The 23,468-nt window shown below is 72.7% G+C and carries 21 protein-coding genes and 1 pseudogene; 14 read left to right on the forward strand and 8 right to left on the reverse strand.

Annotation, left to right across the window (positions count from 1 at the left end):
• The first annotated feature begins 48 nt into the window (after nt 1-48).
• From B0675_RS32275 to B0675_RS32290, 4 genes are all read left to right on the forward strand, one after another.
• Complete coding sequence (locus B0675_RS32275; RefSeq protein ID WP_081223145.1) at nt 49-474, forward strand: GNAT family N-acetyltransferase; 426 nt, start codon at nt 49-51, stop codon at nt 472-474.
• Nucleotides 475-731: 257 nt separating this feature from the next.
• Complete coding sequence (locus B0675_RS32280) at nt 732-2,057, forward strand: hemolysin family protein (protein ID WP_081223146.1); 1,326 nt, start codon at nt 732-734, stop codon at nt 2,055-2,057.
• The gene (locus B0675_RS32285; RefSeq protein ID WP_081223147.1) at nt 2,054-3,067 is read left to right on the forward strand and encodes a hemolysin family protein; all 1,014 of its coding nucleotides are present in this window, start codon (nt 2,054-2,056) and stop codon (nt 3,065-3,067) included. Before B0675_RS32280 ends, B0675_RS32285 begins: the two co-directional genes overlap by 4 nt.
• Nucleotides 3,068-3,285: 218 nt before the next feature.
• Complete coding sequence (locus tag B0675_RS32290; RefSeq protein WP_081223148.1) at nt 3,286-4,101, forward strand: SGNH/GDSL hydrolase family protein; 816 nt, start codon at nt 3,286-3,288, stop codon at nt 4,099-4,101.
• A gap of 813 nt (nt 4,102-4,914) precedes the next feature.
• On the opposite strand, the gene B0675_RS32295 is transcribed toward B0675_RS32290, so the two are convergent.
• Nucleotides 4,915-6,291 carry a BN159_2729 family protein gene (locus B0675_RS32295; RefSeq protein WP_143661134.1) on the reverse strand — a complete coding sequence of 459 codons (1,377 nt, stop codon included), beginning with the start codon at nt 6,289-6,291 and terminating at the stop codon, nt 4,915-4,917.
• Nucleotides 6,288-6,869 (reverse strand): sigma-70 family RNA polymerase sigma factor, encoded by a 582-nt coding sequence (locus tag B0675_RS32300; protein WP_081223150.1) that lies wholly within the window; start codon nt 6,867-6,869, stop codon nt 6,288-6,290. Before B0675_RS32300 ends, B0675_RS32295 begins: the two co-directional genes overlap by 4 nt.
• Nucleotides 6,870-7,320: 451 nt before the next feature.
• Between B0675_RS32300 and B0675_RS32305 the strand changes: the two genes are divergently transcribed.
• The 4 genes from B0675_RS32305 (at nt 7,321) to mug (ending at nt 10,448) form a co-directional block, all read left to right on the forward strand.
• Entirely contained in the window at nt 7,321-7,797 is a 477-nt protein-coding gene (locus B0675_RS32305) for a transcriptional regulator (protein ID WP_081223151.1), read from the forward strand.
• A 6-nt stretch (nt 7,798-7,803) separates the two neighbouring features.
• Complete coding sequence (locus tag B0675_RS32310; protein ID WP_143661135.1) at nt 7,804-8,379, forward strand: hypothetical protein; 576 nt, start codon at nt 7,804-7,806, stop codon at nt 8,377-8,379.
• An 81-nt stretch (nt 8,380-8,460) separates the two neighbouring features.
• The gene (gene purB / locus B0675_RS32315) at nt 8,461-9,903 is read left to right on the forward strand and encodes an adenylosuccinate lyase (protein ID WP_081223153.1); all 1,443 of its coding nucleotides are present in this window, start codon (nt 8,461-8,463) and stop codon (nt 9,901-9,903) included.
• Nucleotides 9,900-10,448 (forward strand): G/U mismatch-specific DNA glycosylase, encoded by a 549-nt coding sequence (gene mug, locus B0675_RS32320; protein ID WP_081223154.1) that lies wholly within the window; start codon nt 9,900-9,902, stop codon nt 10,446-10,448. Before purB ends, mug begins: the two co-directional genes overlap by 4 nt.
• A 1-nt stretch (nt 10,449) precedes the next feature.
• Here the strand turns inward: mug and B0675_RS32325 are convergent, their stop codons facing one another.
• From B0675_RS32325 to B0675_RS32335, 3 genes are read right to left on the reverse strand one after another with little or no spacing between them, the layout of a single operon-like run.
• On the reverse strand, nt 10,450-10,893 hold the full coding sequence (locus B0675_RS32325; RefSeq protein ID WP_081223155.1) for a hypothetical protein: 444 nt from the start codon (nt 10,891-10,893) through the stop codon (nt 10,450-10,452).
• Nucleotides 10,894-10,953: 60 nt separating this feature from the next.
• Nucleotides 10,954-11,742, reverse strand: a complete 789-nt coding sequence (locus B0675_RS32330; RefSeq protein ID WP_107482889.1) for an ABC transporter permease subunit — start codon at nt 11,740-11,742, stop codon at nt 10,954-10,956.
• 2 nt (nt 11,743-11,744) lie between these two features.
• Nucleotides 11,745-12,674, reverse strand: a complete 930-nt coding sequence (locus B0675_RS32335) for an ATP-binding cassette domain-containing protein (protein ID WP_081223156.1) — start codon at nt 12,672-12,674, stop codon at nt 11,745-11,747.
• Between the two features lie 108 nt (nt 12,675-12,782).
• Here B0675_RS32335 and B0675_RS32340 point away from each other — a divergent pair, with 108 nt between their 5' ends.
• From B0675_RS32340 to B0675_RS32350, 3 genes are all read left to right on the forward strand, one after another.
• On the forward strand, nt 12,783-13,946 hold the full coding sequence (locus tag B0675_RS32340) for a histidine kinase (RefSeq protein WP_081223157.1): 1,164 nt from the start codon (nt 12,783-12,785) through the stop codon (nt 13,944-13,946).
• Nucleotides 13,947-13,960: 14 nt separating this feature from the next.
• Nucleotides 13,961-14,623, forward strand: a complete 663-nt coding sequence (locus tag B0675_RS32345) for a response regulator transcription factor (protein WP_081223158.1) — start codon at nt 13,961-13,963, stop codon at nt 14,621-14,623.
• Nucleotides 14,624-14,721: 98 nt separating this feature from the next.
• Nucleotides 14,722-15,879, forward strand: coding sequence for an ROK family transcriptional regulator (locus tag B0675_RS32350; protein ID WP_081223159.1), 1,158 nt, complete (start codon nt 14,722-14,724; stop codon nt 15,877-15,879).
• A 123-nt stretch (nt 15,880-16,002) separates the two neighbouring features.
• On the opposite strand, the gene B0675_RS32355 is transcribed toward B0675_RS32350, so the two are convergent.
• The gene (locus B0675_RS32355) at nt 16,003-16,764 is read right to left on the reverse strand and encodes a GntR family transcriptional regulator (protein WP_081223160.1); all 762 of its coding nucleotides are present in this window, start codon (nt 16,762-16,764) and stop codon (nt 16,003-16,005) included.
• Between the two features lie 243 nt (nt 16,765-17,007).
• Nucleotides 17,008-17,952, reverse strand: coding sequence for an RNA polymerase sigma factor SigJ (sigJ, locus tag B0675_RS32360; protein WP_081223161.1), 945 nt, complete (start codon nt 17,950-17,952; stop codon nt 17,008-17,010).
• A 183-nt stretch (nt 17,953-18,135) separates the two neighbouring features.
• On the opposite strand from sigJ, the gene B0675_RS32365 reads away from it, so the two are divergent.
• A complete protein-coding gene (locus B0675_RS32365) occupies nt 18,136-18,966 on the forward strand; it encodes an alpha/beta fold hydrolase (RefSeq protein ID WP_081223162.1) in 831 nt (276 codons plus the stop codon).
• Between the two features lie 159 nt (nt 18,967-19,125).
• Here B0675_RS32365 and B0675_RS32370 read toward each other — a convergent pair.
• Nucleotides 19,126-20,019 (reverse strand): annotated as a pseudogene (locus B0675_RS32370) (EamA family transporter); the annotation flags it as partial.
• Here B0675_RS32370 and B0675_RS32375 point away from each other — a divergent pair.
• Nucleotides 20,010-21,485, forward strand: coding sequence for a PLP-dependent aminotransferase family protein (locus B0675_RS32375; protein WP_081223163.1), 1,476 nt, complete (start codon nt 20,010-20,012; stop codon nt 21,483-21,485). The pseudogene B0675_RS32370 and the gene B0675_RS32375 overlap by 10 nt on opposite strands.
• A gap of 183 nt (nt 21,486-21,668) precedes the next feature.
• Complete coding sequence (locus B0675_RS32380) at nt 21,669-23,264, forward strand: alkaline phosphatase D family protein (protein ID WP_081223164.1); 1,596 nt, start codon at nt 21,669-21,671, stop codon at nt 23,262-23,264.
• Nucleotides 23,265-23,468 lie beyond the last annotated feature (204 nt).

Consider the following 23,468-nt stretch of genomic DNA (forward strand, 5'->3'; position numbering starts at 1 on the left):
ATGGTGGAATCCGGTGCCACGGCACGGCCCGCGTGATGGGATCGGCCCATGACCGACCTGCGGATACGGGCCGCCGCGCCCGAGGATCTGGACACGGTGCTCGCCTTCTGGAAGACGGCCGCCGAGGGCACGAGCATAAGTGACGACCGCGACGGCGTGGAGCGGCTGCTCGCCCGGGACCCCGGGGCCCTGCTCCTCGCGGAACGGGACGGGGAACTGGCCGGCACGGTGATCGCCGGCTTCGACGGCTGGCGCTGCCATCTGTACCGGCTGGCGGTGCGTCCGGACCGACGACGGCTCGGCATCGGCTCGGCGCTGCTCGCCGCCGCGGAGGAACGTTTCGTACGGCTCGGCGGGCGGCGCGGGGACGCGATGGTGCTGCGGCGGAACGAGTCGGCCCACCACGCCTGGCGCGCGGCCGGGTACGCGCCCGAGGAACACTGGCGGCGCTGGGTGAAGCCGCTCGGCGCGTAGCGGGTGTCGTCCGGACCGGTCGGGGGAACCGGACTGGTCCCAGCGACACTCCCCTGGTTCCTTGTCAGGTACGGGGGCCACCGAGGAGAACGCTTTGCCCTTCCTTTACCCTTGGTGGACACTCCGTCCTCCTACGAAAGGTGTGAGCGTCCGCCCATGGGCGAACCTCCCAGTACCCGGCGCCGTGCTCGTCACGGTGGCCGCGGACATCGCGCGATCCCCCCGACCCTGGCCGATCATGGGACGGAGGTGACCCGATGACCGAAGTTCTCCTGCTGCTGGTGGCCGTTCTGCTCTCGCTGGCCTGCGGCGCCTTCGTGGCGGCGGAGTTCTCGCTGACCACGGTCGAGCGCAGCGAACTCGAACGTGCCGTGGAGCGCGGCGAGCGGGGCGCCTCGGGCGCCCTCAAGGCCGTACGCAACCTCACCTTCCAGCTGTCCGGCGCCCAGCTCGGCATCACCGTGACCAACCTGGTCGTCGGCATGCTCTCCGAATCCTCGATCGCCAAGCTGATCGCCGGCCCCCTGGAGTCGATCGGCGTTCCGGCCTCCGCGTCGCGTTCGGTGGCCCTGGTCATCGGTACGGCGCTCTCGACCGTCTTCCTGATGGTCGTGGGCGAGCTGGTGCCGAAGAACTGGGCGATCTCCACGCCGCTGGCCGTGGCCAAGCGCGTGGCGACGCCGCAGCGCTGGTTCAGCGCGGCCTTCCGTCCGTTCATCGCGCACCTGAACAACACGGCCAACCACGTCGTACGGCGTTTCGGCCTCGAACCCGCCGAGGAGCTGGCCTCCGCACGCGGGCCGCAGGAGCTGGTGGCGCTCGCCCGGCACTCCGCGAAGGAGGGAGCGCTGGAGGCGGACACCGCCGAGCTGTTCGTGCGCACCCTGAACCTCGCCGACCTGACCGCGGAGAACGTGATGACGCCGCGCGTCCAGGTCATCGCCCTGGACATGCAGGCGACCTGCGAGGACGTGGCGAACGCGACCCGGGCGACCGGCCTGTCCCGCTTCCCCGTCTACCAGGACAGCCTCGACGAGGTCGTCGGTGTGGCCCACATCAAGGACGTCCTGACGGTGCCCGCCGAGGAGCGGATCCAGACACCCGTCGCCCGGATCATGCGGGAGACGCTGCTCGTGCCGGAGTCGCTGACCGTCGACCGCCTGCTGGACCGGCTGGCCGGCAAGCGCACGATGGCCGTGGTCATCGACGAGTACGGCGGTACCGCCGGTGTCGCCACGCTGGAGGACATCGTCGAGGAGGTCGTCGGCGAGGTCCGTGACGAGCACGATCCGCACGAGACGCCGGACATCGCGCCGGTCGGCACGGACGACTCCGGCCGGACGCTGTACTCGGCCGACGGGTCCGCCCGTACGGACCAGCTCGCCCGGGTGGGACTGCGGGTGCCCGACGGCCCGTACGAGACCCTGGCCGGTTTCGTCGCGGCCGAGCTGGGCCGCATCCCCGCCGAGGGGGACGCCGTCGAGGCCACCGGCTGGCGGCTCGACGTGGTGGACGCCTCGGGACGACGGGCCGCCCGCGTGCTGCTGCACGCGCCGCACGACGCCGAGGAGGCCACGCGATGACCGCCGTACAACTGCTGATCGGGCTCGCGACGCTCGTCGTGAACGGCTTCTTCGTGGGCGGCGAGTTCGCGCTGATCTCGGTGCGCCGCAGTCAGATCGAGCCGCACGCGGAGCAGGGAGACCGACGCGCCCGCAGCGTGCTGTGGGGTCTCGAACACGTCTCCGCGCTCCTCGCCACGGCCCAGCTGGGGATCACGCTGTGCACCCTGGTGCTCGGCATCGTGGCCGAACCCGCGATCGCGCATCTGCTGGAGCCGGTGTTCCACGCGGTGGGCGTGCCCTCCGGCGCGGGCCACGCCGTCTCCTTCGTCATCGCGCTCAGCCTGGCGACGTATCTGCACATGCTGCTCGGTGAGATGGTGCCGAAGAACGTGGCGCTCGCCGAACCGGTGCGGACGGCGCTGCTGCTCGGGCCGCCGCTGGTCGCCCTCTCGCGTGCCCTGCGCCCGGTGATCTTCACCGTCAACGCCTTCGCGAACGGACTGCTGAAGCTGTTGCGGGTGGAGACCAAGGACGAGGTCGTGGCGACCTTCTCGGACGACGAGCTGGCCCGCCTCGTGAAGGACTCCGGCGCCGCCGGGCTCATCGACGACCGGGCCCAGGAGCGCCTGCACGACGCCCTGGAGCTGGGCCGTCGGCCCGTGCACGACGTCGTGCTCCCGGTGGAACGGGTCGTCTACGCGCATGCGGGCGTCACGCCCGAGGAGCTGGAGCGGCTGTCCGCCGAATCGGGCTTCTCCCGTTTCCCGGTCGTCGACGACGGCCGTCGCATCCTCGGGTATCTGCACGTCAAGGACGCGCTGGACGCCACCCCGCGCGACGTACCGTTCCGGGTGGAGGACATGCGGCTCATCGCGCGGGTGCGGGAGAGCACTCCCCTGGACGACGTCCTGACGGCCATGCGCCGCAGCCGGACGCACCTCGCGGCGGTGATGGGCAGCGACGGACGCCTCGCCGGCCTGGTGACCATGGAGGACGTCCTGCGGGAGCTGTTCGGACAGCCGGTCTAGGAGTCGCTTCCGGCCCGGGAGTCACGCTTCCGGCCCGGGAGTCACGCTTCCGGCCCGGGAGTCGCGCTTCCGGTCCCGGAGCGGAGGCCTGTGCCCGGTGGACGGTCGTCGTCCGCCGGGCACCGGCGTGTACGGCGGGCCGGCCCGGGCGAACGGCTCCCGCGGCGGTGGACCCGACCGACCGCTGAGTATGTGTTCGGGTTACCATCTTTCCCGCCATGCAGACGAATGCCACCTACACCAGTCTTGTCGCGGTCGGCGACTCCTTCACCGAGGGCATGTCGGACCTGTTGCCCGACGGTTCCTACCGGGGCTGGGCCGACCTCCTCGCAGCCCGGATGGCGGCCCGGGCCCCCGGTTTCCGCTACGCCAACCTCGCGGTGCGCGGCAAGCTGATCGGGCAGATCGTCGCCGAGCAGGTCGATGTCGCCGCCGCCATGCGTCCCGACGTGATCACGCTCGTGGGCGGCCTGAACGACACCCTGCGGCCCAAGGTCGACATGGGACGCGTCCGGGGTCTCCTGGAGGAGGCCGTGGAACGGCTCGCCCCGGCCTGCGAACAACTCGTCCTGATGCGCAGCCCCGCGCGCAACGGTCCGGTGCTCGAACGCTTCCGTCCGCGCATGGAGGAGTTGTTCGTCGTCGTCGACGACCTCGCGAAGCGGCACGGAGCGCTGGTGGTCGACCTGTACGGAGCGCCCTCGCTGGCGGACCCGCGCATGTGGGACGTGGACCGGCTGCACCTGACCGCCGAGGGACACCGCCGGGTCGCCGAGGCCGTGTGGCAGACGCTCGGGTACGACGGCGAGGACCAGGAGTGGCGCACCCCGATGGGGCCGACGACCCTGCCCGGCTTCGTCTCCCGTCGCACCGCGGACGCCCGCTTCGCCCGGCAGCATCTGCTGCCGTGGATCGGCCGGCGCCTGACGGGCCGCTCGTCCGGCGACGGCCGCCCGGCGAAGCGCCCGGACCTGCTGCCGTACGAGGTTCCTGTCACGGGAAGCCATGGCACGGAGTCCGTGCACGGGGGCTGAATCCGCACTCCGGGCACCCGGGGTCGATCCACTGGACACCGGGCTGGACTGAACCGGCACGGGCGGGCACGTGAACGGCAGGCGCCGCCGCCGGTGCATCCGCGCTGCGGCCGGTCCTGTCACGCGCGGTTGGCGGACGGCTTCCGCCGTGCCTCTCTGTCGAGCGGCACGGCGGCCATGCTCCGCATGACAGGCAAGCTACCGCCTCGCGCCGTGGCCTCCACAGGGCGCACGGGGGGCGCTCGACGGCGCGACGCCCTCCGACGGCGCGTGGGGAAGCGCTCCCGGGCACTACGGCTGGGCCCGGCGTGAGCACCGGGCCCAGCCGACGACCCCTTCAGCTTTGCGGAGCATGGAAAGGAGCCGTCCCACCACCCGGATCGGATGGCGAGCAACGGGGCCGGCCGGGAACCCGGCCGGGTTCAGCATCCAAGCACTCATGCGGGGACCTGAGAAGTACGCCCCCGGGCGCCACGGGGCCGACGGGCCGCAGCCGGGCCGCCCGGGCGAACGGCGGAGCGGCGGACTCGTACCTTTTCGCCCTGTCGCGCCATTCGTGGACGGATCAGGGCCGATGTGCCCCACCGACGCCACCTCGTCACCACGCGGCCGAGGGAGAGAACCGGCCACGCCGAAGGCGTTCGCCTACAGCGCTCGGAGGAGGTTCTGGGCCAGGTGCAGTACGGGGTTCCGGCGACCCGGTGGACGCGTGACCGTGTTTCCTCTGGTGCAGCGGTGCCGGTGGGCACGGGTGAGAAACAGTCACCCGAAGCGGAGACCTCGCGGCTGGGCTGGCTGGATCGCGTCGCTCGGCTACCCGTCTCCCCCGTCGGTGCCCGCGGCGGGCGGGGCGGCGGGAGCCAGCGGTCCGTGGGCCATGACGATGGCGGCCAGCGGGTACGGCGGACCGGCGGTGCCGCGCAGGACCAGCAGCGGCATGCCGCGTTCGTCCTGTCGCCGTCCGAGCGACAGCCAGACGCGGTCGGACCGATCGGTCTGTCCCACGCCGAGGTCGTAGATCCGCCCCCACAGATAGAAGGGATCGGCCGCGGCGTCGCTGGCCTCCTGGAGAAGTTCGGGGACGCCGTGGGCGGTGAGGTGGACCGCGACGCCGTCGAGGGTCCCGGCGGCCACCTGCGCGTGTCCCGCCGTCCTGGTGCGTACGTTGCGGGCCGCGCCGATCGCGTCGAGCCAGTACTCCCAGTCGGCCAGACAGGTCGCCTTGATGGCCACGGTGACGCGCTCGCCGTCCGCGGTGATCCGCATGGCCTCCAGGCGTGCGAGGTGGTCCGACTGGAGGGTCGCGGCGACGGAGACCGCGCGGGCGGAGGCGGTGTCCCATCCGGCGGTGCGGGACCGCGCTGCCGCCGGGCGCACCCGTGGCACCTGTCCGTCCACCGGTTCGGGCACCGGCTCGGGCACCGGAGCGACAGCGCGTCCGTGCACACGGTCCGCTGCGGACGGGGCCTCCCGGGCGGCGGCCTCTTCGCCGCCGACCGCGATCTCGTGTCCGCGCCGAGCCTCGGATCCGGCGGCCACCGCGTACCCGTGGGCGGCCTCAGGTCCGGCGAAGCCCTCGGCCCCGTCCCCGCCGGCGCTTCCCTGGCCGACCCCGTTTCCGGTCCCGTTCCCGATCCATTTCTCGCGGCCCTTACGGTGCCCGCCGCCGCAGCCGATCTCGGGCACCCCCGCGACACCGGATTCATGGCCGTATTCGCGCCGTTGTCGGTGCTCGTGATCGTGATCGTCTCCGCGCCCGCCCTCGCCCTCGGCCTCGACTTCGGCCTCGGCGGAGGGACGCCCCGCACCGCGGTCGGCGAGGTGCAGGACGATGGCGCCACGCGCACCCGGGACGAGGGGCAGCGCCGCCGGGCCGTGGTCGGGCCGGGGTTCGGGTTCCTCGCCGCCCGGCAGCAGCCCCCTGCGGTTCAACGCCGTGGCGATCCGCATCGCGACCTCGCTGGGGTATCCGCAGTCCTCGACGATCGTGTCCACGGCCACCCGATAGGACTCCGGGCCGTTGCGCCAGGCCTCGACCTGGGTCCGCAGCCGTTCGAGGACTCCGGCGCCGCCGACCTCCACGAGCCGCCCCTGCGCCTCCAGTTCGGCGACGAACTCCCGCGCGAAAGCGCCGAGTTGATCGGCGAGATCCGCTTCCACCGCCGTCCGGCCCCCGGGCGCGGGGGTCATGCCGCCACACCCAGGAGCTCGCTGCGCAGCTTGGCCAGGGCCCGGAACTGCAGGGTCTTCACCGCGCCTTCGGTCCGCGCCATGTGCCGGGCGGTCTCCAGGACCGACAGTTCCATGAGGAAGCGCCGGGTGAGGACTTCGCGCTGGGGCGGCCGGAGTTGGCCGAGCGCCTGGCGCAACAGCTCCTCGTCCAGGCCGATCAGCACGGTGTCCTCGGTGCTGACGGTGAGATCCTCGTCGAAGCCGAGCATGTCCTCGACGACGAACTCCCGCCGCTGCGCGCTCTTGCAGTGGTCGATGACCTTGTTGCGCGCGATGGTGATCAGCCACCCCACGAACCCGACACCGCGGTAGGTGAACGTGCCCCGTTTCATCCAGGCGTTGAGGAAGGTCTCGCCCGTGATGTCCTCGGCGACCTGCCGGTTGCGCACGCGACGCTGTACATAGGCGAGCACCGCGGGGTGGTGCAGTGCGTAGAGCTCCCCGAACGCGTCCCGGTCGCCCGCGAGGGCGCGGGCGATCAGGGCCGGTTCTCTGGTGTCGGACCGCGGTGTGGCGGCGTTAGCCTCGGCGATCAAGGCCTACTCCGTTCATGAGTGGATGAACTGTGGTGGGCGGGTGCGCTGACGGTCTGCCGGGCGGCGGATGGTGTGACGGTGTGTTCCGGCCGTGGCCGGCTCCGGGCGCGTGTGCGGCCCGGGCCTCGTGAGCGAGGTTCGTGCGGTCGCGCGGTGCCCCCGCCGCCGCCTCGCAGCTCCGCACCGTGATCGAGCGGACGCCGAGGCGGGGCGCAGAGGTCCCCACGACCAGGACTTGCATACGTGCGACTAACTCACAGTCATGCAACATATGCAACTTGCGTACACGTACGCAAGTTGCTTCGCGGTACAGCCGCACGACTTTTTGACCTGAACTGGCGTACGAACACTGCCCCTTGGCCTGTCGTGACGAGATCGCTCCAACTGACCTGCGACGATAAGCGCGTGCAAGTCGTGTGCAAGTTGCATACGTGCGCGCTACTCTCCGGGCATGCGGAGCATGGAAGAGTCCCCCCACGAGTCCCGCGGTGAGCGACAAGCTCTCGCAAGGAGGGTTGGCGAGTACCTCACGAAAGCCGCGACCGCGGCCGGGTACGACGTCCGCCCACGAGCCGGCGGCCGGGCCCAACTGGCCGTCTCGATCGGAGTGAGCCTGACGACGATCAGCAGAACCCTGGAGGGGAAGACGCTTCCCCTCCCCTCACAACTGACGACATGGGCGTCGGTGCTCGGTCTCGACCAACGGGAGATGTTGGTCAACAGCGGCATGCTTTCCCCGGAACACGGGCCTCAGCCGACGATCCGGAGGGTGGCCTCGGCGTCACTCACGCCCGAGGAGGCCATGGACGCGTGGGGAATCACCGATCTCAGAATCCGCACGATGCTCAACGGGAACATCGTCCAGGCGATCGAGCTCCAGAAAGACCTCGACGCAGGCGACGACCGGGGGGCCACGGCAAGGGGGTAACGAAACGTGGCGTACAGACTGGCAATCGCGTCCACCGCCAGCTGCACAGCCGGCGGGACATTCGTGGGCGAGGGCGTCTGGCAGTGTACGTGGGAACTGGCGGCCGTCGGGGGCACTCTCCTGACCGTCGGCGTCGCGGGGCTGCTGGCCGCCCTGCTGCGTCACACGCTCAGCCAGGTCGAGGCCCGCACACGGCGGGACCTCGGGGTGCTGGCGGAGCACCGGAGGCGTCTTGAGCTGGACATGCAGATGCGCGAAACGGACCTGTCCCGGCGCGAGCGGGCCCTGGCCCGCAGCACCACCCTCACGGCGATGCGGCTCGCGAGTCACGCCAGGGCGGTCGACCAGTCGCGCAACGAGAACGCGGCGCTGCGTGCCAGGAACGCGCAGCTGATGGAGGAGATCGAGGAGGTCAACGACGAGCGGAACCAGCTGATCACCACCGAACTCAGCCTGGCGCGCGACCGTTTCACCACCAAGACGTACGGGGGTCTGCGCGCGGTGGTCGGCAGTGATCAGTCCCATCCGGACCCGCACGCGCGAGCGGGGTACGAGACCCGACCACCGCGCTCGGGATCATGAGTCCGGAGGTCGCCGTCCAGGGATCATGAGGCCGACCCGCGGTACGGGAGCGGCTCTGTTCAGCCGGTATGCTCCGTACACGTGACTGCCGCGCCTGCAAAGCCCCGTATCCCCAACGTCCTCGCCGGACGCTACGCCTCCGCCGAGCTCGCCACGCTCTGGTCCCCCGAGCAGAAGGTGAAGCTGGAGCGTCAGCTCTGGCTCGCCGTGCTGCGCGCGCAGAAGGACCTCGGGATCGAGGTGCCGGACGCCGCCGTCGCCGACTACGAGCGCGTCCTCGACCAGGTCGACCTCGCCTCCATCGCCGAGCGCGAGAAGGTCACCCGGCACGACGTGAAGGCCCGCATCGAGGAGTTCAACGACCTCGCCGGGCACGAGCACGTCCACAAGGGCATGACGTCCCGCGACCTCACGGAGAACGTCGAGCAGCTGCAGATCCGGCTCTCGCTGGAACTGATGCGCGACCGCACGGTCGCCGTCCTCGCCCGGCTGGGCAGGCTCTCCGGGGAGTACGCCGAGCTGGTCATGGCGGGCCGCTCGCACAACGTGGCCGCGCAGGCCACCACCCTGGGCAAGCGTTTCGCGACGGCTGCCGACGAGCTGCTCGTCGCGTACGGCCGCCTCGAGGAGCTCCTCGGCCGCTACCCGCTGCGCGGCATCAAGGGTCCCGTCGGCACGGCGCAGGACATGCTGGACCTGCTCGGCGGCGACGCGGCCAAGCTCGCGGACCTGGAGCAGCGGATCGCCGGGCACCTGGGCTTCTCGCAGGCCTTCACCTCCGTCGGCCAGGTCTACCCGCGCTCCCTGGACTACGAGGTCGTGACCGCGCTGGTGCAGCTGGCCGCCGCCCCGTCCTCGACCGCCAAGACGATCCGGCTGATGGCCGGGCACGAGCTGGTCACCGAGGGCTTCAAGCCCGGCCAGGTCGGTTCCTCGGCGATGCCGCACAAGATGAACACCCGCTCCTGCGAGCGCGTCAACGGCCTCATGGTCATCCTGCGCGGGTACGCGTCGATGACGGGCGAGCTGGCGGGCGACCAGTGGAACGAGGGCGACGTGTCGTGCTCGGTGGTGCGCCGCGTCGCGCTGCCGGACGCGTTCTTCGCGCTGGACGGTCTGCTGGAGACCTTCCTGACCGTCCTCGACGAGTTCGGCGCGTTCCCGGCCGTCGTCGCCCGTGAGCTGGACCGCTACCTGCCGTTCCTCGCGACGACCAAGGTCCTGATGGGCGCGGTGCGCGCCGGTGTCGGCCGCGAGGTCGCCCACGAGGCGATCAAGGAGAACGCGGTCGCCTCCGCCCTCGCGATGCGCGAGCAGGGCACGGAGCGCAACGAACTGCTCGACAAGCTCGCCGCGGACGAGCGCATCCCGCTGGACCGTGCGCAGCTGGACGAGCTGATGGCCGACAAGCTGTCCTTCACGGGCGCCGCCGCCGACCAGGTCGCCGCCGTGGTGGCCCGCGTCGACGAGATCCTGAAGCAGCACCCGGAGGCGGCCGGCTACACGCCGGGGGCGATCCTCTGACGCGGCTCACCCCCGCGGACCTGAAGGCCGCCCGCGACCGGCTCGTGCCGGATGTCGTCGCGGACGGCCTCTCGGTGCTTTTCTGCGGCATCAACCCGGGACTGATGACGGCTGCCACGGGTCATCACTTCGCCCGGCCGGGCAACCGGTTCTGGCCCGTGCTGCATCTGTCCGGGTTCACGCCGCGGCTCATGAAGCCAGCCGAACAGGAGGAACTGCTCTCCTACGGGCTGGGCATCACCAATGTGGTGGCGCGGGCGACCGCGCGGGCCGACGAACTGAGCGCCGAGGAGTACCGCGAGGGCGGCCGGCTGCTCGCCGAGAGGGTGGAGCGGCTGCGCCCGGCGTGGCTGGCGGTGGTCGGTGTGACCGCGTACCGGGCGGCCTTCGACGACCGGAAGGCGCGCATCGGCCCTCAGAAGCGGACCATCGGATCGAGCCGGGTGTGGGTGCTGCCCAACCCCAGCGGGCTCAACGCGCACTGGACCGCCGCGACGATGGCCGAGGAGTACGGCCGTCTGCGGTCGGCCGCCGAGGCCTCCTGAGTCACGGCGGGTCCGTCACGGTGACCAGGGCCAGGAGCTGTAACGGGAGTTCGCGGCCCCACCGCCCTATGCCCAGGGCGATCCAGCGCTCGCAGCCGTCCGGTCTCCAGAGGTGCAGGTCCGGCACGCGAGAGCTCAGGTCACCCCAGGGCTCCGGTATGTCCTCACCGCTCGTCGACCGCTCGAGGACACTCGCCAGGCTGACCCACTGCGGAGGACCCCACCGCCGGGTGAGCAGCTGCGACAGTCCCTCCCGCTCGGCCTCGAACTGCTCCTCCGTCTCCGCGCGCGTCGCGCCGTCCGTGTCCGAGAAGTCCTCGCTCGTCACCAACTCGGCCACGTGGTACCCGGGTCCGGCGGTTCCGTCGGCGGAGCGGCCGTGCTCCGCGGGGAACTCCTCGGAGCACAGCCGGTCGATCGTGGCGAGATGCCGTGCGATGGTCATGGCCTCCAGTAAAGCGCCCGGCACTGACAATTGGCGGGGCGTCAGAGGGACCGTCGGCGGTCAGGCGTCCCGGCGCCGGACGCTCCGGGCTCCGGCGCCGAGGGCCGCTGCGGTCCACAGAGCGGTCACCCCGAGACCGGCCCAGGGGCCGAGCGTGCCGTCCTGCGTCCGGTGCAGGACCAGTTGGCCGGCCTTGTCGGGGAGGAAGTCCGCCACGCTTCCCGACGCTCCCCCGACGACGAAGGACACGATCAGCAGGAACGGGATCAGCGTGCTCAACGTGGCGACTCCGCTGCGCAGTACGGCTGTCAGGCCCGCCGCGAGCAGCGCCATCAGGGTCAGGTAGAGCGCACAGCCGACGACCGCGCGGACCTCCTCCGCAAGGCCCAGGCCGTCCGCCCCGGCACCGAGCACGGACGTCCCCACGAGCAGTCCGGTGACTCCGGTGACCAGGCCGACGACGAGGACGGGGGTGGCGATCGCCACCGCTTTCGCGCGATACCAGCGCCCTCGGTCGGGGACCGCCGCCAGCGACAACCGCAGGGCTCCGTACCGGTATTCGGCCGCCATCGCCTGCGTGCCGAAGGTGATGGCGGCGATCTGCCCGAAGCTCACTCCGAAGAGAGCCGAGAACAGCGGGTCGAAGTCCGGGCCCCTGGAGTCGTCGAGTCCGGCGAGCGCGGAGAAGGCCACGGTGGTGAGGGGAACGGCGAACAGGGCGAGGACGAGCGGACGCAGGGTGCGGATCTTGATCCACTCGGCGCGGAGGGCGGGCGCGAAGCCCCCGGGACGGCCCGCGGGGGTGGCGCCCGGTTCGGTCAGGCCCTTGGCCGCGGCGGTGTCCGTCATGGTCAGGCCTCCTGGTGCTGCGTCGGAGCGGTGCCGAACTCGGTCTCGGCGGCGGTCAGATCGAGGTAGGCCTGTTCCAGGGTGCCTTCCTCCGCGGCGAGTTCCAGGATCGGGAGGCCGGAGGCCGAGGCGAGGTGCCCGATGTCGGCCACCCGCACGTCCAGGGCGGTCCACAGCCCGTCCTCGCTCTCGGCGGCCTCGATGCCGTGCCGGGCGAGCAGGTCTCCGAGGGCGGAGGCGTCCGTACTGCGCACGCGCACCCGTGGTCGCACGCGCGCGTGGATGAACTCCCGCATGGGCAGGTCGGCGAGGAGCCGTCCCCGGCCGAGGACGACCAACTGGTCGGCGAAGGAGGCGGTCTCGTTCATGAGGTGGCTGGAGACGAGGACGGTGCGCCCCTCCCCGGCGAGGCGGCGCAGCAACTCCCGGATCCAGATGATCCCTTCCGGGTCGAGACCGTTCGACGGCTCGTCGAGGAGCACCACCGGCGGGTCACCGAGGAGCGCCGCCGCGATGCCCAGGCGCTGACGCATCCCCAGGGAGTACGTCCTCACCCGGCGCCGGGCGACGGACGCGATCCCGGCCTCCTCCAGCACCTCGTCCACCCGGCGTTCGGGGATGCGGTTGGTGGCGGCGAGCGCCCGCAGGTGGTCCCGGGCGGTCCGCGATCCGTGCGCGGCTCCGGCGTCGAGCAGGGCGCCCACCTGCCGGAGCGGTTCGTCGAGGGACGCGTAGCCGCGGCCGCCGACCGTGGCGGTGCCGGAGGTCGGCCGGTCCAGGCCCAGCACGAGCCGCATCGTGGTGGACTTCCCGGCGCCGTTGGGCCCGAGGAATCCGGTGACACGGCCCGGGAGGACGCTGAAGGTCAGATGGTCCACGGCGCGCCTGCCGCCGTACTCCTTGGTCAGTTCGTGGACGTCGATGCTGGTCATGGGTTCAGCGTGGCCGTGGCACGCGGGCCACCGCCTCCCCCGTCGGCGGGGACCGTCTCCCCCGGGCGGGGGAGGTTCGTCGTCGGTACCCGCTGACACGATGTGCGCATGGCCCGCTTTCTGCGCCCGCTGCTGTGGGGGACGACGTACACGCGCTTGCTGCACCTGTGGGTGCCGATGCTGTTCGTCAGCGTCTGGCTCTTCGTCGACCCGTCGAAGCCCTGGGTGCCCGCGGTTCTGATCGTGCCGCTGGGCCTTGTCCCGGCCGTCCGGCGGGGCGAGGGCGTACAGGCACGGTTCATGCTGGCGCCGGGCCGGCGGGGCGGCGAGGACCCGGCGTTCTCGGTGGCCCCCTCGGCCGGTCCGCGGGACCGGTGGCGGACCGTGCTGTGGCTGGAGGCGCGGCTCCTGCTGGGCTGGTCGACCTGCGCCGCCACCGTCTGGCTGCCCGTCCTCGCGTTCGACCTCTGCAGAGCGGCGGCCGGTCACCGGTCGTCCGGCGACCCCGTGGTGTCCCTGCTGGACCCGCACTGGAGCTGCGCCCTGCTGGTCCCGCTGCCGCTGCTCGCGCTGTACGGAGCGGTCGTCGGACTCGGTGAGCTGGTCACGGTCCTCGCGCGCGGGCTCCTGGGGCCCTCCCCCGCCGAGCGTCTCGCCGCCCTGGAGGAGCGCACCGAGCAGCTCCTGGAACGCAATCGCATCGCCCGCGAACTCCACGACTCCATCGGCCACGCCCTGACCGTCGCGGTCGTCCAGGCCGGCGCGGCGCGGGCGGCGAGGGACCCCGCCTTCACCGACCGGGCCCTGGTGGCCATCGAGGAGACGGGGCGCGCGGCCCTGGAGGATCTGGAGCGGGTCCTCGGGGTGCTGCGCGAGGCGGAGCGTCCGGCGGGCGGGCGTCCGACACTGGCCGACGCCGACCGGCTGCTGGAGTCGGCCCGGGCCTCGGGAGCGACGGTGCACGCCGAGGTGAGCGGCCCGCTGGAGACCGTGCCCGGTCCGGTGTCCAGGGAGGGCTACCGCATCCTCCAGGAGTCGCTCACGAACGTGCTCCGGCACGCGGGGAGTGTCCCGGTGCGGGTCCGCATAGAGGTGCGTGACGGCAGGCTCGCTCTGGAGGTCCGCAACCCGCTGCCCGCCGGCCTGTCCGCGCCCGCGCGGGGCAGCGGCCTGCGGGGCATGCGCGAGCGGGCCGCGCTGCTGGGCGGCCGCGCGAGAACGGGCCCGCACGAGGGTGACTGGCAGGTGCACGCCGAGCTGCCGGTGAGTTGATCTACGCTGGCCCGATGCCGGTCACCGTTCTCCTCGTCGATGACGAACCCCTCGTGCGCGCGGGCCTGCGTGCCGTGCTGGAGGCGGAGTCCGACATCGAGGTCGTCGGTGAGGCGGCCGACGGTGCCGCGGTGATCCCGCTGGTCCGGCGGTTACGGCCCGACGTGGTCGCCATGGACGTCCGGATGCCGCTGCTCGACGGCATCGAGGCCACGCGCGCGGTGCTGCGGGCCGTCGCCGATCCGCCGAAGATCCTCGTGGTGACGACCTTCGAGAACGACGAGTACGTCTACGAGGCGCTCCGCGCGGGCGCCGACGGGTTCCTCCTGAAGCGGGCGCGCCCGGCCGAGATCGTGCACGCCGTGCGGCTGGTCGCCGAGGGCGAGTCCCTGCTCTTTCCCTCCTCCGTGCGGCAGTTGGCGGCCGCCTACGGGGACGCCGCGGGGAACCCGGCGGCGCGGGCGGCCATGGAGCGGGCCGCGCTCACCGAGCGGGAGGCCGAGGTGCTGCGGCTGATGGCCGGAGGTCTGTCGAACGCGGAGATCGCCGCGCGGCTCGTCGTGGGCACGGAGACGGTCAAGTCCCACGTCAGCGCCGTACTGGCGAAGCTGGGCGCCCGGGACCGTACGCAGGCGGTCATCGCGGCGTACGAGTCGGGCTTCGTGGCGCCGGGCTGAGGAGGACTGATGAGGACGAAATGGTCCCCGGCACTCGCCGGGGTCCCCGGCGCCGAGTACGATCCGGCCAACACGCGCACAAGCTGGGAGGATGGACGTTGGGGCAGTTGACCGGCGGGGATCCCTCTCTGCTGCGACGGATCAATTCCGCGGTGGTGCTGCACGCCCTGCGTGCCACGGACTGCGCGACCCTCACCGAGGTCACCCGGGTGACGGGGCTGTCCCGGCCCACGGTCGAGGGCGTCGTCGAGGGACTCATCGAGAACGGACTCGTCGTCGAGCAGGCGGCCGAGGAGGGTGCCACGCGCCGTCAGGGACGCCCGGCGCGTCGGTACCGGTTCCGGGCCGAGGCGGGGCACCTGCTGGGCCTGGAGATCGGCCCGCACCGTGTCGCCGCGCTCCTCGCGGACCTGGACGGCCGTGTCATGGGCGCGATGGCCAAGGACGTGGACGAGACGGCGTCCGCCGACGAGCGGCTGGAACGGCTGCGGATCGCGGTCGCCGAGCTGCTGCGCCGGGCCGGTGTGGCCCGCAGTTCCCTGCGGGCGGTGGGGGTCGGCAGCCCCGGCATCGTGGAGGCCGACGGCACCGTGCGGCTCGGCACCGCGCTGCCCGAGTGGACGGGCCTGCCCCTGGGCGAACGTCTGAGCCGTTCGTTCAAATGCCCGGTACTCGTGGAGAACGACGCCAACGCGGCGGCGGTGGCCGAGCACTGGAAGGGTGTGGCGACCGAGACGGACGACGTCGTGTTCGTCCTCGCGGGGCTGAGCCCGGGAGCCGGTTCGCTGATCGGCGGGCGGCTGCACCGGGGGTACGGCGGGGCGGCCGGTGAGATCGGCGCGCTGCATCTGCTGGGCCGCGACGTCACGCCCGAGACCCTGCTGTCCACGACGGACGAGCCGCTGCATCCGCTCGACGAGCAGGCGGTCGCCAAGGTCTTCGCACTGGCCAAGGACGGCGACCAGCGGGCACGCGCCGCGATGGAACGGTTCATCCAGCGGCTCGTGCACGACGTGGCCGCGCTCGCCCTCGCCCTCGATCCGGAGCTGGTCGTCATCGGCGGCTGGGCGGCGGGCCTGGACGGCGTACTGGAGCCGCTGCGGCGCGAGTTGGCGCGCTACTGCCTGCGCCCGCCCAAGGTCGCCCTCTCCCTGCTGGGCGAGGCGGCCGTCGCGACCGGCGCCCTGCGCCTGGCCCTGGACCACGTCGAGGAGCAGCTCTTCGCCGTGGAGGGAACGGTGACGGCCCGCCGCTGACCCGGGGGCCGCGCACCTCGTGCGGACGGCGGCGGGGAAACGGTTCGCGCCCCGGAGGGGTCCGGGGCGCGGAGCGGGTGACACGGTGCGGTTCGGCGGGGCGCGAGGCCCCGGCCGGGCGGCTCAGGAGGCGCGGCGTTCCGGGTCGTGGTGGATCTCCACGCCGCCGGAGACGCCGAACGTGAGCCGGCAGGTGTCCGCACGGTACGTGGCCACGGAGACCGCCGCGGTGCGTCCCCCGGCGAAGAAGCGGGTCGTGACGACGAGGACCGGCGCGCCGGGCAGGCGGTCGAGTTCGCGGGCGTCGTCCGCGCGGGCCGAGCCCAGCTCCACGGCGCGGTCCTGACCCTCCAGCTCCAGACGCTGCAGTTCGCGCAGCACCGCACGCGCCCGTGCGGCACCCGAGGGCGCGTCGATGGCGGACAGGTCCGGCACCGAGGACGCCGGGACGTAGAGGAGCTCGGCGGCGACGGGCTGGCCGTGCGTCACGCGGGACCGGCGCACCGTGTGCACGAGCTCGCCCTGGGCGGCCTCCAGGAAGCCGGCCACCGGCGCGGGCGGTGCGGCGACGACACAGTCGGCGGCCTGCCAGGCGTCCCCCGCCGCCCCCGGCCACACGTGCTGTTCGTTGCCGACGGCCACGCCCACGCGCGGCGGGGCGACCGTGGTGCCCACGCCCCGGCGGCGCTGCAGGCGGCCTTCGAGTTCGAGCTGTTCGAGCGCCTGGCGCAGCGTGGCCCGGGCGACGCCGAACCGGGCCGCGAGGTCACGTTCGTTGGGCAGGATCTCGCCCACGGTGAACTCGGAGTCCAGCGCCTCGCTGAGCACGGTCTTGAGATGCCAGTACTTCGGTTCCGGCACCGATTCCAACTGCGTGGTCCCCACCCTGTGCCTCCGCAATCGCCGTGTCCCGGCGGCGTTTTAGCGCCCTTGTTTATTAAAGGTTCCTGCACTATCCCTGCGACCATAGGGCCGCCCCCACCCTTGGTCAAGACCAATCCTCGATCCTTGGGGAACCCACAGGCGCGTTGCAGCACAGCGTTCACGGGGCGTTCGCGCTGGGCGACGTTCGCGACACAACGCCGAAAGCCCCCGGCCAGATGGGCGGGGGCTTTCGCTGCACTGCGGTCAAGCGGAGGGCGGTGCGGAACCGGTGTCGCGGGCGGACGGGGCCGGACTCTCGTCAGGATGTCCGCCGGGGAGCGACACGAGTTTCTCCGGGTTGCGGATGACATAGACGCACCTGATGCGCCCGTCGGCGACGTCCAGTTGGAAGACGGTGTCCGGTTTCCCGGCGGACATCGCGACGGCCGCGACACCGCCGTTGAGTTCGAGGAAGCGGAACGAGAGCTCGGGCACACCCTTGCGGCCGGCGCCGACGATGAACCGGCTGATCTTGTCGGCGGTGTCGAGCACGCGCAGCGGCGCCTTGGAGAGGCCTCCGCTGTCGCCGATCAGACGTGCGTCCGGCGCCAGCAAGGACATCAGGCCTTCCAGGTCGCCTTCCACGGCCGCCGCGAGGAACCGTTCGGTGAGATCCCTGCGTTCGGCCGGGTCGACCTCGTAGCGCGGCCGACGCTCCTCGACGTGCTTGCGGGCCCGCCCGGCGAGTTGGCGCACCGCCGGTTCACCCCGGTCGAGGACGGCCGCGATGTCGGCGTAGGGGTAGCCGAACGCCTCCCGGAGGACGAACACCGCGCGTTCCAGGGGCGAGAGGGACTCCAGGACGACGAGGACGGCCAGCGAGACGGTGTCGGCGAGGACGGCGCGTTCGGCGCCGTCCTCCACGGTGTCCGCGAAGTCGGTGACGTACGGCTCGGGGAGCCACGGTCCGACGTAGGCCTCGTGGCGCGACTGGATCTGGCGGAGCCGGTCGATGGCGAGGCGGGTGGTGACGCGGACGAGGTAGCCACGCGGTTCACGCACGTCGGACCGGTCCGCGGCGGACCAGCGCAGCCAGGCGTCCTGGACCACGTCCTCGGCGTCGGCCACCCGCCCGAGCATGCGGTACGCCACGCCGGTCAGGACGGGCCGGTGCTCTTCGAACACGTCGGTCGCGATGTCGGTTGCCACCGGACCATCCCACCCGACGCTCCCCTTCCTGTCCAGGCGGAACCGCCGCCGTGATCGGCCCGGGCGGGGTCGCTCGGCGGCCTCGTGGGGTTGATGACGAGTAGGGGCTACCCGTCGGTAGCAGTTGCTGACAAGCTGTCTACGAGTCAGTCCTTCCCCGCGTCCCAGACGAGGAGCAGCACCATGTCCGACACGGTCTCCTTCAGCGTCCCCTCCCCGCACGGCCCGAGGACGGTCACGCTGTCCTACACGCGCGTGGGCACCGGTGAACCGCTGCTCCTGCTGCACGGGATCGGACATCACCGGCAGGCCTGGGACCCGGTCATTCCGCTGATCGCGGGCGAGCGGGACGTCATCGCCGTCGACCTCCCCGGTTTCGGCGCGTCCCCGGCACTTCCCGACGGGCTCACGCACGACCTGTCGACGGTGGTGCCGGTGCTCGGCGCGCTGTGCGAGGCACTGGGGATCGAGCGCCCGCACGTCGCCGGCAACTCGCTGGGCGGGCTGCTGGCGCTGGAACTGGGCCGCGAGAAGCTCGTACGGTCCGTCACGACCTTCTCGCCGGCGGGCTTCTGGTCGCCGGTCGAGCGGAGGTACGCGTTCGGAGTACTGCTCGCCATGCGTCAGGCGGCACGGCGCATGCCCCTTCCGGTCGTCGAGCGGCTCTCCCGTTCGGCCGCCGGACGGACGGTGCTGACCAGCAGCATCTACGCCCGCCCCGCCCGCCGTTCACCCGAGGCGGTCGTCGCCGAGACCCTCGCGCTGGCCCATGCCGAGGCGTTCACCGAGACCCTGCGGGCGGGGACGACCGTCCAGTTCACCGACGACATCCCCGCGCTGCCCGTCACCGTGGCCTGGGGCACCCGTGACCGGCTGCTGGTGCGCCGCCAGGGCGTCCGGGCCAAGCAGATCATTCCGCGCGCGCGGCTGGTGCGGCTGCCCGGCTGCGGCCACGTCCCCATGAACGACGACCCGGCGCTCGTCGCCCGCGTCCTGCTCGACGGCAGCCGCTGACGTGCTCGGCCCCTCTCCCCTGCCGACACCCTGACGCCGCCCGCCGCCACCGCCCCGCACGACCGTCCTGGCCTCCGGACCTCCGCCCCGCCGCGCGGCGACGGGTGCGGCTCGCCGGGCGGCGAGTGGCCCCAACGCCCCTGACCCGAGCGCTACTCCGGCGGCGACGAGCGCGCTGCCGACGGCCTGGGGCGACCCGTAGGAGCCGGTTCCGACGAGTGGGGCGGTGGCGGCCGCCGCGACGGGGATGAGACCGGAGAAGAGCGTGGCGCGCTCGGCACCGATCCGCTGCACGCCCATGTACCAGCAGACGAAGCCGACGACGGTGACCACCACCGCCTGCCACACCAGCGCGGCCGTCTCCGTGGCGTCCGGCAGCCGCAGCCAGTCCCCGCCGTCGGCGATCAGCCCGGCCGCCGCCGACTCGACGGCGGCGATCCCGCACACGGTGGCCGACAGCAGTCGTGGCCCGAGCGGGCGCAGCACCGGCACGGCGAGCACGGCGAAGCCGACCTCACCGGCCAGCGCGCCGGCCGAGTAGGCGATTCCGGCGGCGTCGGTGCGTCCCCAGCCCTGGACCGCGAAGGCCCCCAGGGCGACGACCGAGGCCCCGTACAGCACGCGCCGCAGCGGACGGCGTCCTTCCTGGAGGGGCACCAGAACGGCCACGACGACCGGGGCGCAGCCCACGAGGACGCCCGGGACCGCGGGCTCCGCCGTGCGCTCGGCGGCGAGCACGGCGAGGTTGAAGCCGACCATGCCGACGGCCGCGACCAGCGCGAGACGTGTCCACCTTCGGGCTCCGAGCAGGCGCAGCGGGGCGGTTCCGCGCCCGCCGAGCAGGGGCAGCAGCAGGAGGCAGGCGAGGCCGTAGCGGAGGAACTGGCCGCCCCCGTACGGGTAGTCGCCGAGGAGGCTGTTGGCGGTGAAGGAACCGCCGACGAGGACACAGGCCAGGGCGACGAGCAGGGTGCCGCGGGTGGTGGTGGCGTTCATGACGGTGACGCTATGAGGGGACGTGGTCCGGATTAAGGTCCACTTCCATGACGCCATCGGGGACCAGTCACGGCGGGCCGCCGGAACCCGCTCCGTCCGGTGCGGCACCGTGGGCGGCGGCCTGGGAGCTGCTGCTGCCCGCCGCGGCCGCACCGGCACGCGCGCGGGGACGCGCGCTCCAGGAAGCGCTGCGCGAGGCCGTCCGCTCCGGGCGGCTCGCCCCGGACACCCGGCTGCCGTCCAGCCGTGAACTGGCTAGTGACCTCGGGGTGTCCCGGGGCCTGGTCACGGAGGCGTACGAGCAGCTGGGCTCGGAGGGGTATCTGCGGAGCGGCCGGGGAGCGGGCACCTGGGTCGGCGGCGCGGTGCGGGCGGTCGCCCCGCGCGCGCGGGACCACTCCCCGCGGCCGACGGGCGTGCGGGCCGACTTCGTGGCGGGCACGCCCGACCTGTTGCTCTTCCCGCGTGCCGCGTGGGCCGCCGCGCATCGCGGTGTGCTGGCCGAACTGCCCCACGAGGCGCTGGGGTATCCGGATCCGCGCGGCCTGCCCGCGCTGCGGACCGCTCTCGCCGCGCTCCTCGGCCGCCGCCGGGGCGTGGTCGCCGATCCCGACCGTGTCGTCGTGGTCTCCGGCGTGGCGCAGGCGATGACCCTGCTCGGATTCGTCCTGCACGCGCGCGGAGGACGTGGTGTCGGGGTCGAGAACCCCGGAAGTCCGGAGCACGGAGCACTGTTCGCCTCGGCCGGCCTCGACACCGTACCGCTGCCCCTGGACGGCGAGGGGCTCGCCGTGGATCCGCTCCGGAACTCCGGGGTACGCGTCGTGGTGACGACGCCGGCGCATCAGTTCCCCACCGGCATCGCGTACTCGGCGCGGCGCCGCGCCGAACTCCTCGACTGGGCCCGCCGGGTGGACGGGCTGGTGATCGAGGACGACTACGACGGCGACTTCCGCTACGACCGCGCACCGGTGGGCGCCCTCCAGGGACTGGACCCCGAGCACGTCGCGTACACCGGTTCCGTCAGCAAGTCGCTCGCTCCGGGGCTGCGGCTCGGCTGGCTGCTGGTCCCCGCGTCCCACGTCGAGGAGGTCGTCGAGCGGAAACGGACCATGGACCTCGGCAACCCGGTCCTCGACCAGGCGCTCCTGGCGCGGTTCGTCGAGCGGGGCGACTACGACCGACAGCTGCGCCGCTGCCAACGCGCCTACCGGGAGAGGCGGGACGCGCTGGTGACGGCCTTGGACGAGCACTTCCCCGGGACGCGGGTGTCCGGCATCGCGGCGGGCCTGCACGCCGTCGCCGCGCTCCCGGCCCGGTACGGGCCCCAGGACCGTTTCCTGGAGCGGGCGGCGCGGGCGGGCGTGGTGGTCCGCCCGGCGGCCCACTACGGGGAGGCCGTCCGCGACGGTGTGCGACTGGTCCTGGGGTACGCGCATCTGCCGCCCGCGCGGATACGCGACGGCGTGCGTCTGATGGCCGAGGCCCAGGGCGACGCGGGTGCCGACAGGGCGGAACGGTGAGCACCGGCGCCGCCCCCGAGGGCCCCGAGGTGTCGGTCGAACGTGTCGGCCGGCCGCGCCGCCTCCGCGCCCTTTCCCGTTCTCTCAGGGAGAGTTGTTCACCTCTGGTTTCCGTGTGCGCTGCGGCGCACCAGTAGGTGTGGCAGTCCACACCGGCCGAATCCGTCCCCCGGAGGCGCCCTCATGTCCCACCGCCCGCACAGTTCCCTCCCCGGCCGACGCAGCGTGCTGCGCGGCTCGCTCGCCGCGTCGGCGGCCCTGGCTCTGCCCACCGCGCTCGGCTCGGCACCGGCCTTCGCCCGGTCGGGAGGGCCGAAAGCGGGCTGGGGTGTCCAGGCCGGTGACGTGACCGCCGACTCGGGGCTCGTCTGGGTCCGCTCCGACCGGCCGGCCCGGATGATCGTCGAGACCTCGGCGACCGAGTCGTTCCGCAGTCCGCTCCGTTGGCACGGGCCGTTGCTCGGGCCGGACACGGACTTCACCGGGACCACGCGGCTGCGGGGGCTGCCCTCCGGCGAGCAGATCCACTACCGCGTCCTGCTCGCCGACCCCGACGACCCGCGGCGCACCGGCGAACCGGTGGCCGGAACGTTCCGTACCACCCCGCGTGGCCGGCGCGGCGGGGTCCGCTTCCTGTGGTCGGGGGACCTGGCGGGACAGGGCTGGGGCATCAACCCCGACATCGGCGGCTACCGCATCTACGACGCGATGGCCCGACTCGACCCGGACTTCTTCCTCTGCAGCGGCGACAACATCTACGCGGACGGCCCCCTCGCCGCCACGGCCGCGCTCCCCGACGGCAGCACCTGGCGGAACATCACGACCGAGGAGAAGTCCAAGGTCGCGGAGTCGCTGGCGGAGTTCCGCGGCAACTTCCGCTACAACCTGCTGGATGACAACCTCCGGCGGTTCAACGCCCAGGTGCCGTCGATCGTCCAGTGGGACGACCACGAGGTGCGCAACAACTGGTACCCGGGCGAGGTGATCGCGAGCACCGACACGCGGTACACCGAGAAGAGCGTCGACGTGCTGGCCGGCCGGGCGCGTCGGGCGTTCAGCGAGTACTTCCCCGTCTCGACGCTGCCGCCGGGCCGCCGTGACGGCCGTGTGTACCGGGTCATGCGGCACGGACCGCTGCTGGACGTGTTCGTGCTCGACATGCGCACCTACCGCAACGCGAACTCGCCCGACGACCAGACCACGGACCCGCAGGGCATCCTCGGGGCCGAGCAGCTGGAGTGGCTGAAGCGCGAACTGTCCCGTTCACGCGCGGTGTGGAAGGTGATCGCCGCGGACATGCCGATCGGTCTCGTCGTGCCCGACACCACGGAGGGGAAGCCGAACATCGAGGCTGTGGCGCAGGGCGACCCGGGCCTGCCGCTGGGGCGTGAACTGCAGATCGCGGAACTGCTGCGGTTCGTCAAGCACCGGCGGATCACGGGCACGGTCTGGCTGACCGCCGACGTGCACCACACCTCCGCCCAGCACTACCAGCCCTCGCGGGCCGCGTTCACGGACTTCGAGCCGTTCTGGGAGTTCGTCTCCGGCCCGCTCAACGCCGGCGCCTTCCCGGCGAGCGCTCTGGACGGCACGTTCGGACCGGAGCGGGTGTTCGTGAAGGCGCCGACCGCCTCGAACGTCTCGCCCGCCGGCGGCTACCAGTTCTTCGGCGAGGTGGACATCGACGGCGGCAGCGGTGAGCTGACGGTGCGGTTGCGCGAGCAGGACGGGACCGTGTTGTTCACGCAGCGACTCCAGCCGGGTCGCGTGGGGCAGTAGGGGACCAAGGGGCTGCCGGGGCCGCCCTCCGCGGGGCCGAGCGGTGCGCGCCCGCCGCGACCGCGCCGGGCGTTCGGATCCCGTACCCTCGAAGGGTCCGCCGCGCACCGGAGTCATCCCCCGGTGCGCGGCTCCACGAGGCCCCCCAAACCGCCGTGACCGGCCAAGTCCTCGCAGGTCAGGACCTGTTGTCAGTGGTCGCCT

Source organism: Streptomyces sp. M41(2017) (genome assembly GCF_002078175.1).
Classification (GTDB): Bacteria; Actinomycetota; Actinomycetes; order Streptomycetales; family Streptomycetaceae; genus Streptomyces.

Bases quoted from the DNA above. Each gene is read 5' to 3' on its own strand.
- B0675_RS32275 (WP_081223145.1), top strand. From the start codon at position 49: ATGACCGACCTGCGGATACGGGCCGCCGCGCCCGAGGATCTGGACACG.
- B0675_RS32280 (WP_081223146.1), top strand. From the start codon at position 732: ATGACCGAAGTTCTCCTGCTGCTGGTGGCCGTTCTGCTCTCGCTGGCC.
- B0675_RS32285 (WP_081223147.1), top strand. From the start codon at position 2,054: ATGACCGCCGTACAACTGCTGATCGGGCTCGCGACGCTCGTCGTGAAC.
- B0675_RS32290 (WP_081223148.1), top strand. From the start codon at position 3,286: ATGCAGACGAATGCCACCTACACCAGTCTTGTCGCGGTCGGCGACTCC.
- B0675_RS32295 (WP_143661134.1), bottom strand. From the start codon at position 6,291: ATGACCCCCGCGCCCGGGGGCCGGACGGCGGTGGAAGCGGATCTCGCC.
- B0675_RS32305 (WP_081223151.1), top strand. From the start codon at position 7,321: ATGCGGAGCATGGAAGAGTCCCCCCACGAGTCCCGCGGTGAGCGACAA.
- B0675_RS32325 (WP_081223155.1), bottom strand. From the start codon at position 10,893: ATGACCATCGCACGGCATCTCGCCACGATCGACCGGCTGTGCTCCGAG.
- B0675_RS32330 (WP_107482889.1), bottom strand. From the start codon at position 11,742: ATGACGGACACCGCCGCGGCCAAGGGCCTGACCGAACCGGGCGCCACC.
- B0675_RS32335 (WP_081223156.1), bottom strand. From the start codon at position 12,674: ATGACCAGCATCGACGTCCACGAACTGACCAAGGAGTACGGCGGCAGG.
- B0675_RS32340 (WP_081223157.1), top strand. From the start codon at position 12,783: ATGGCCCGCTTTCTGCGCCCGCTGCTGTGGGGGACGACGTACACGCGC.
- B0675_RS32345 (WP_081223158.1), top strand. From the start codon at position 13,961: ATGCCGGTCACCGTTCTCCTCGTCGATGACGAACCCCTCGTGCGCGCG.
- B0675_RS32365 (WP_081223162.1), top strand. From the start codon at position 18,136: ATGTCCGACACGGTCTCCTTCAGCGTCCCCTCCCCGCACGGCCCGAGG.
- B0675_RS32375 (WP_081223163.1), top strand. From the start codon at position 20,010: ATGACGCCATCGGGGACCAGTCACGGCGGGCCGCCGGAACCCGCTCCG.
- B0675_RS32380 (WP_081223164.1), top strand. From the start codon at position 21,669: ATGTCCCACCGCCCGCACAGTTCCCTCCCCGGCCGACGCAGCGTGCTG.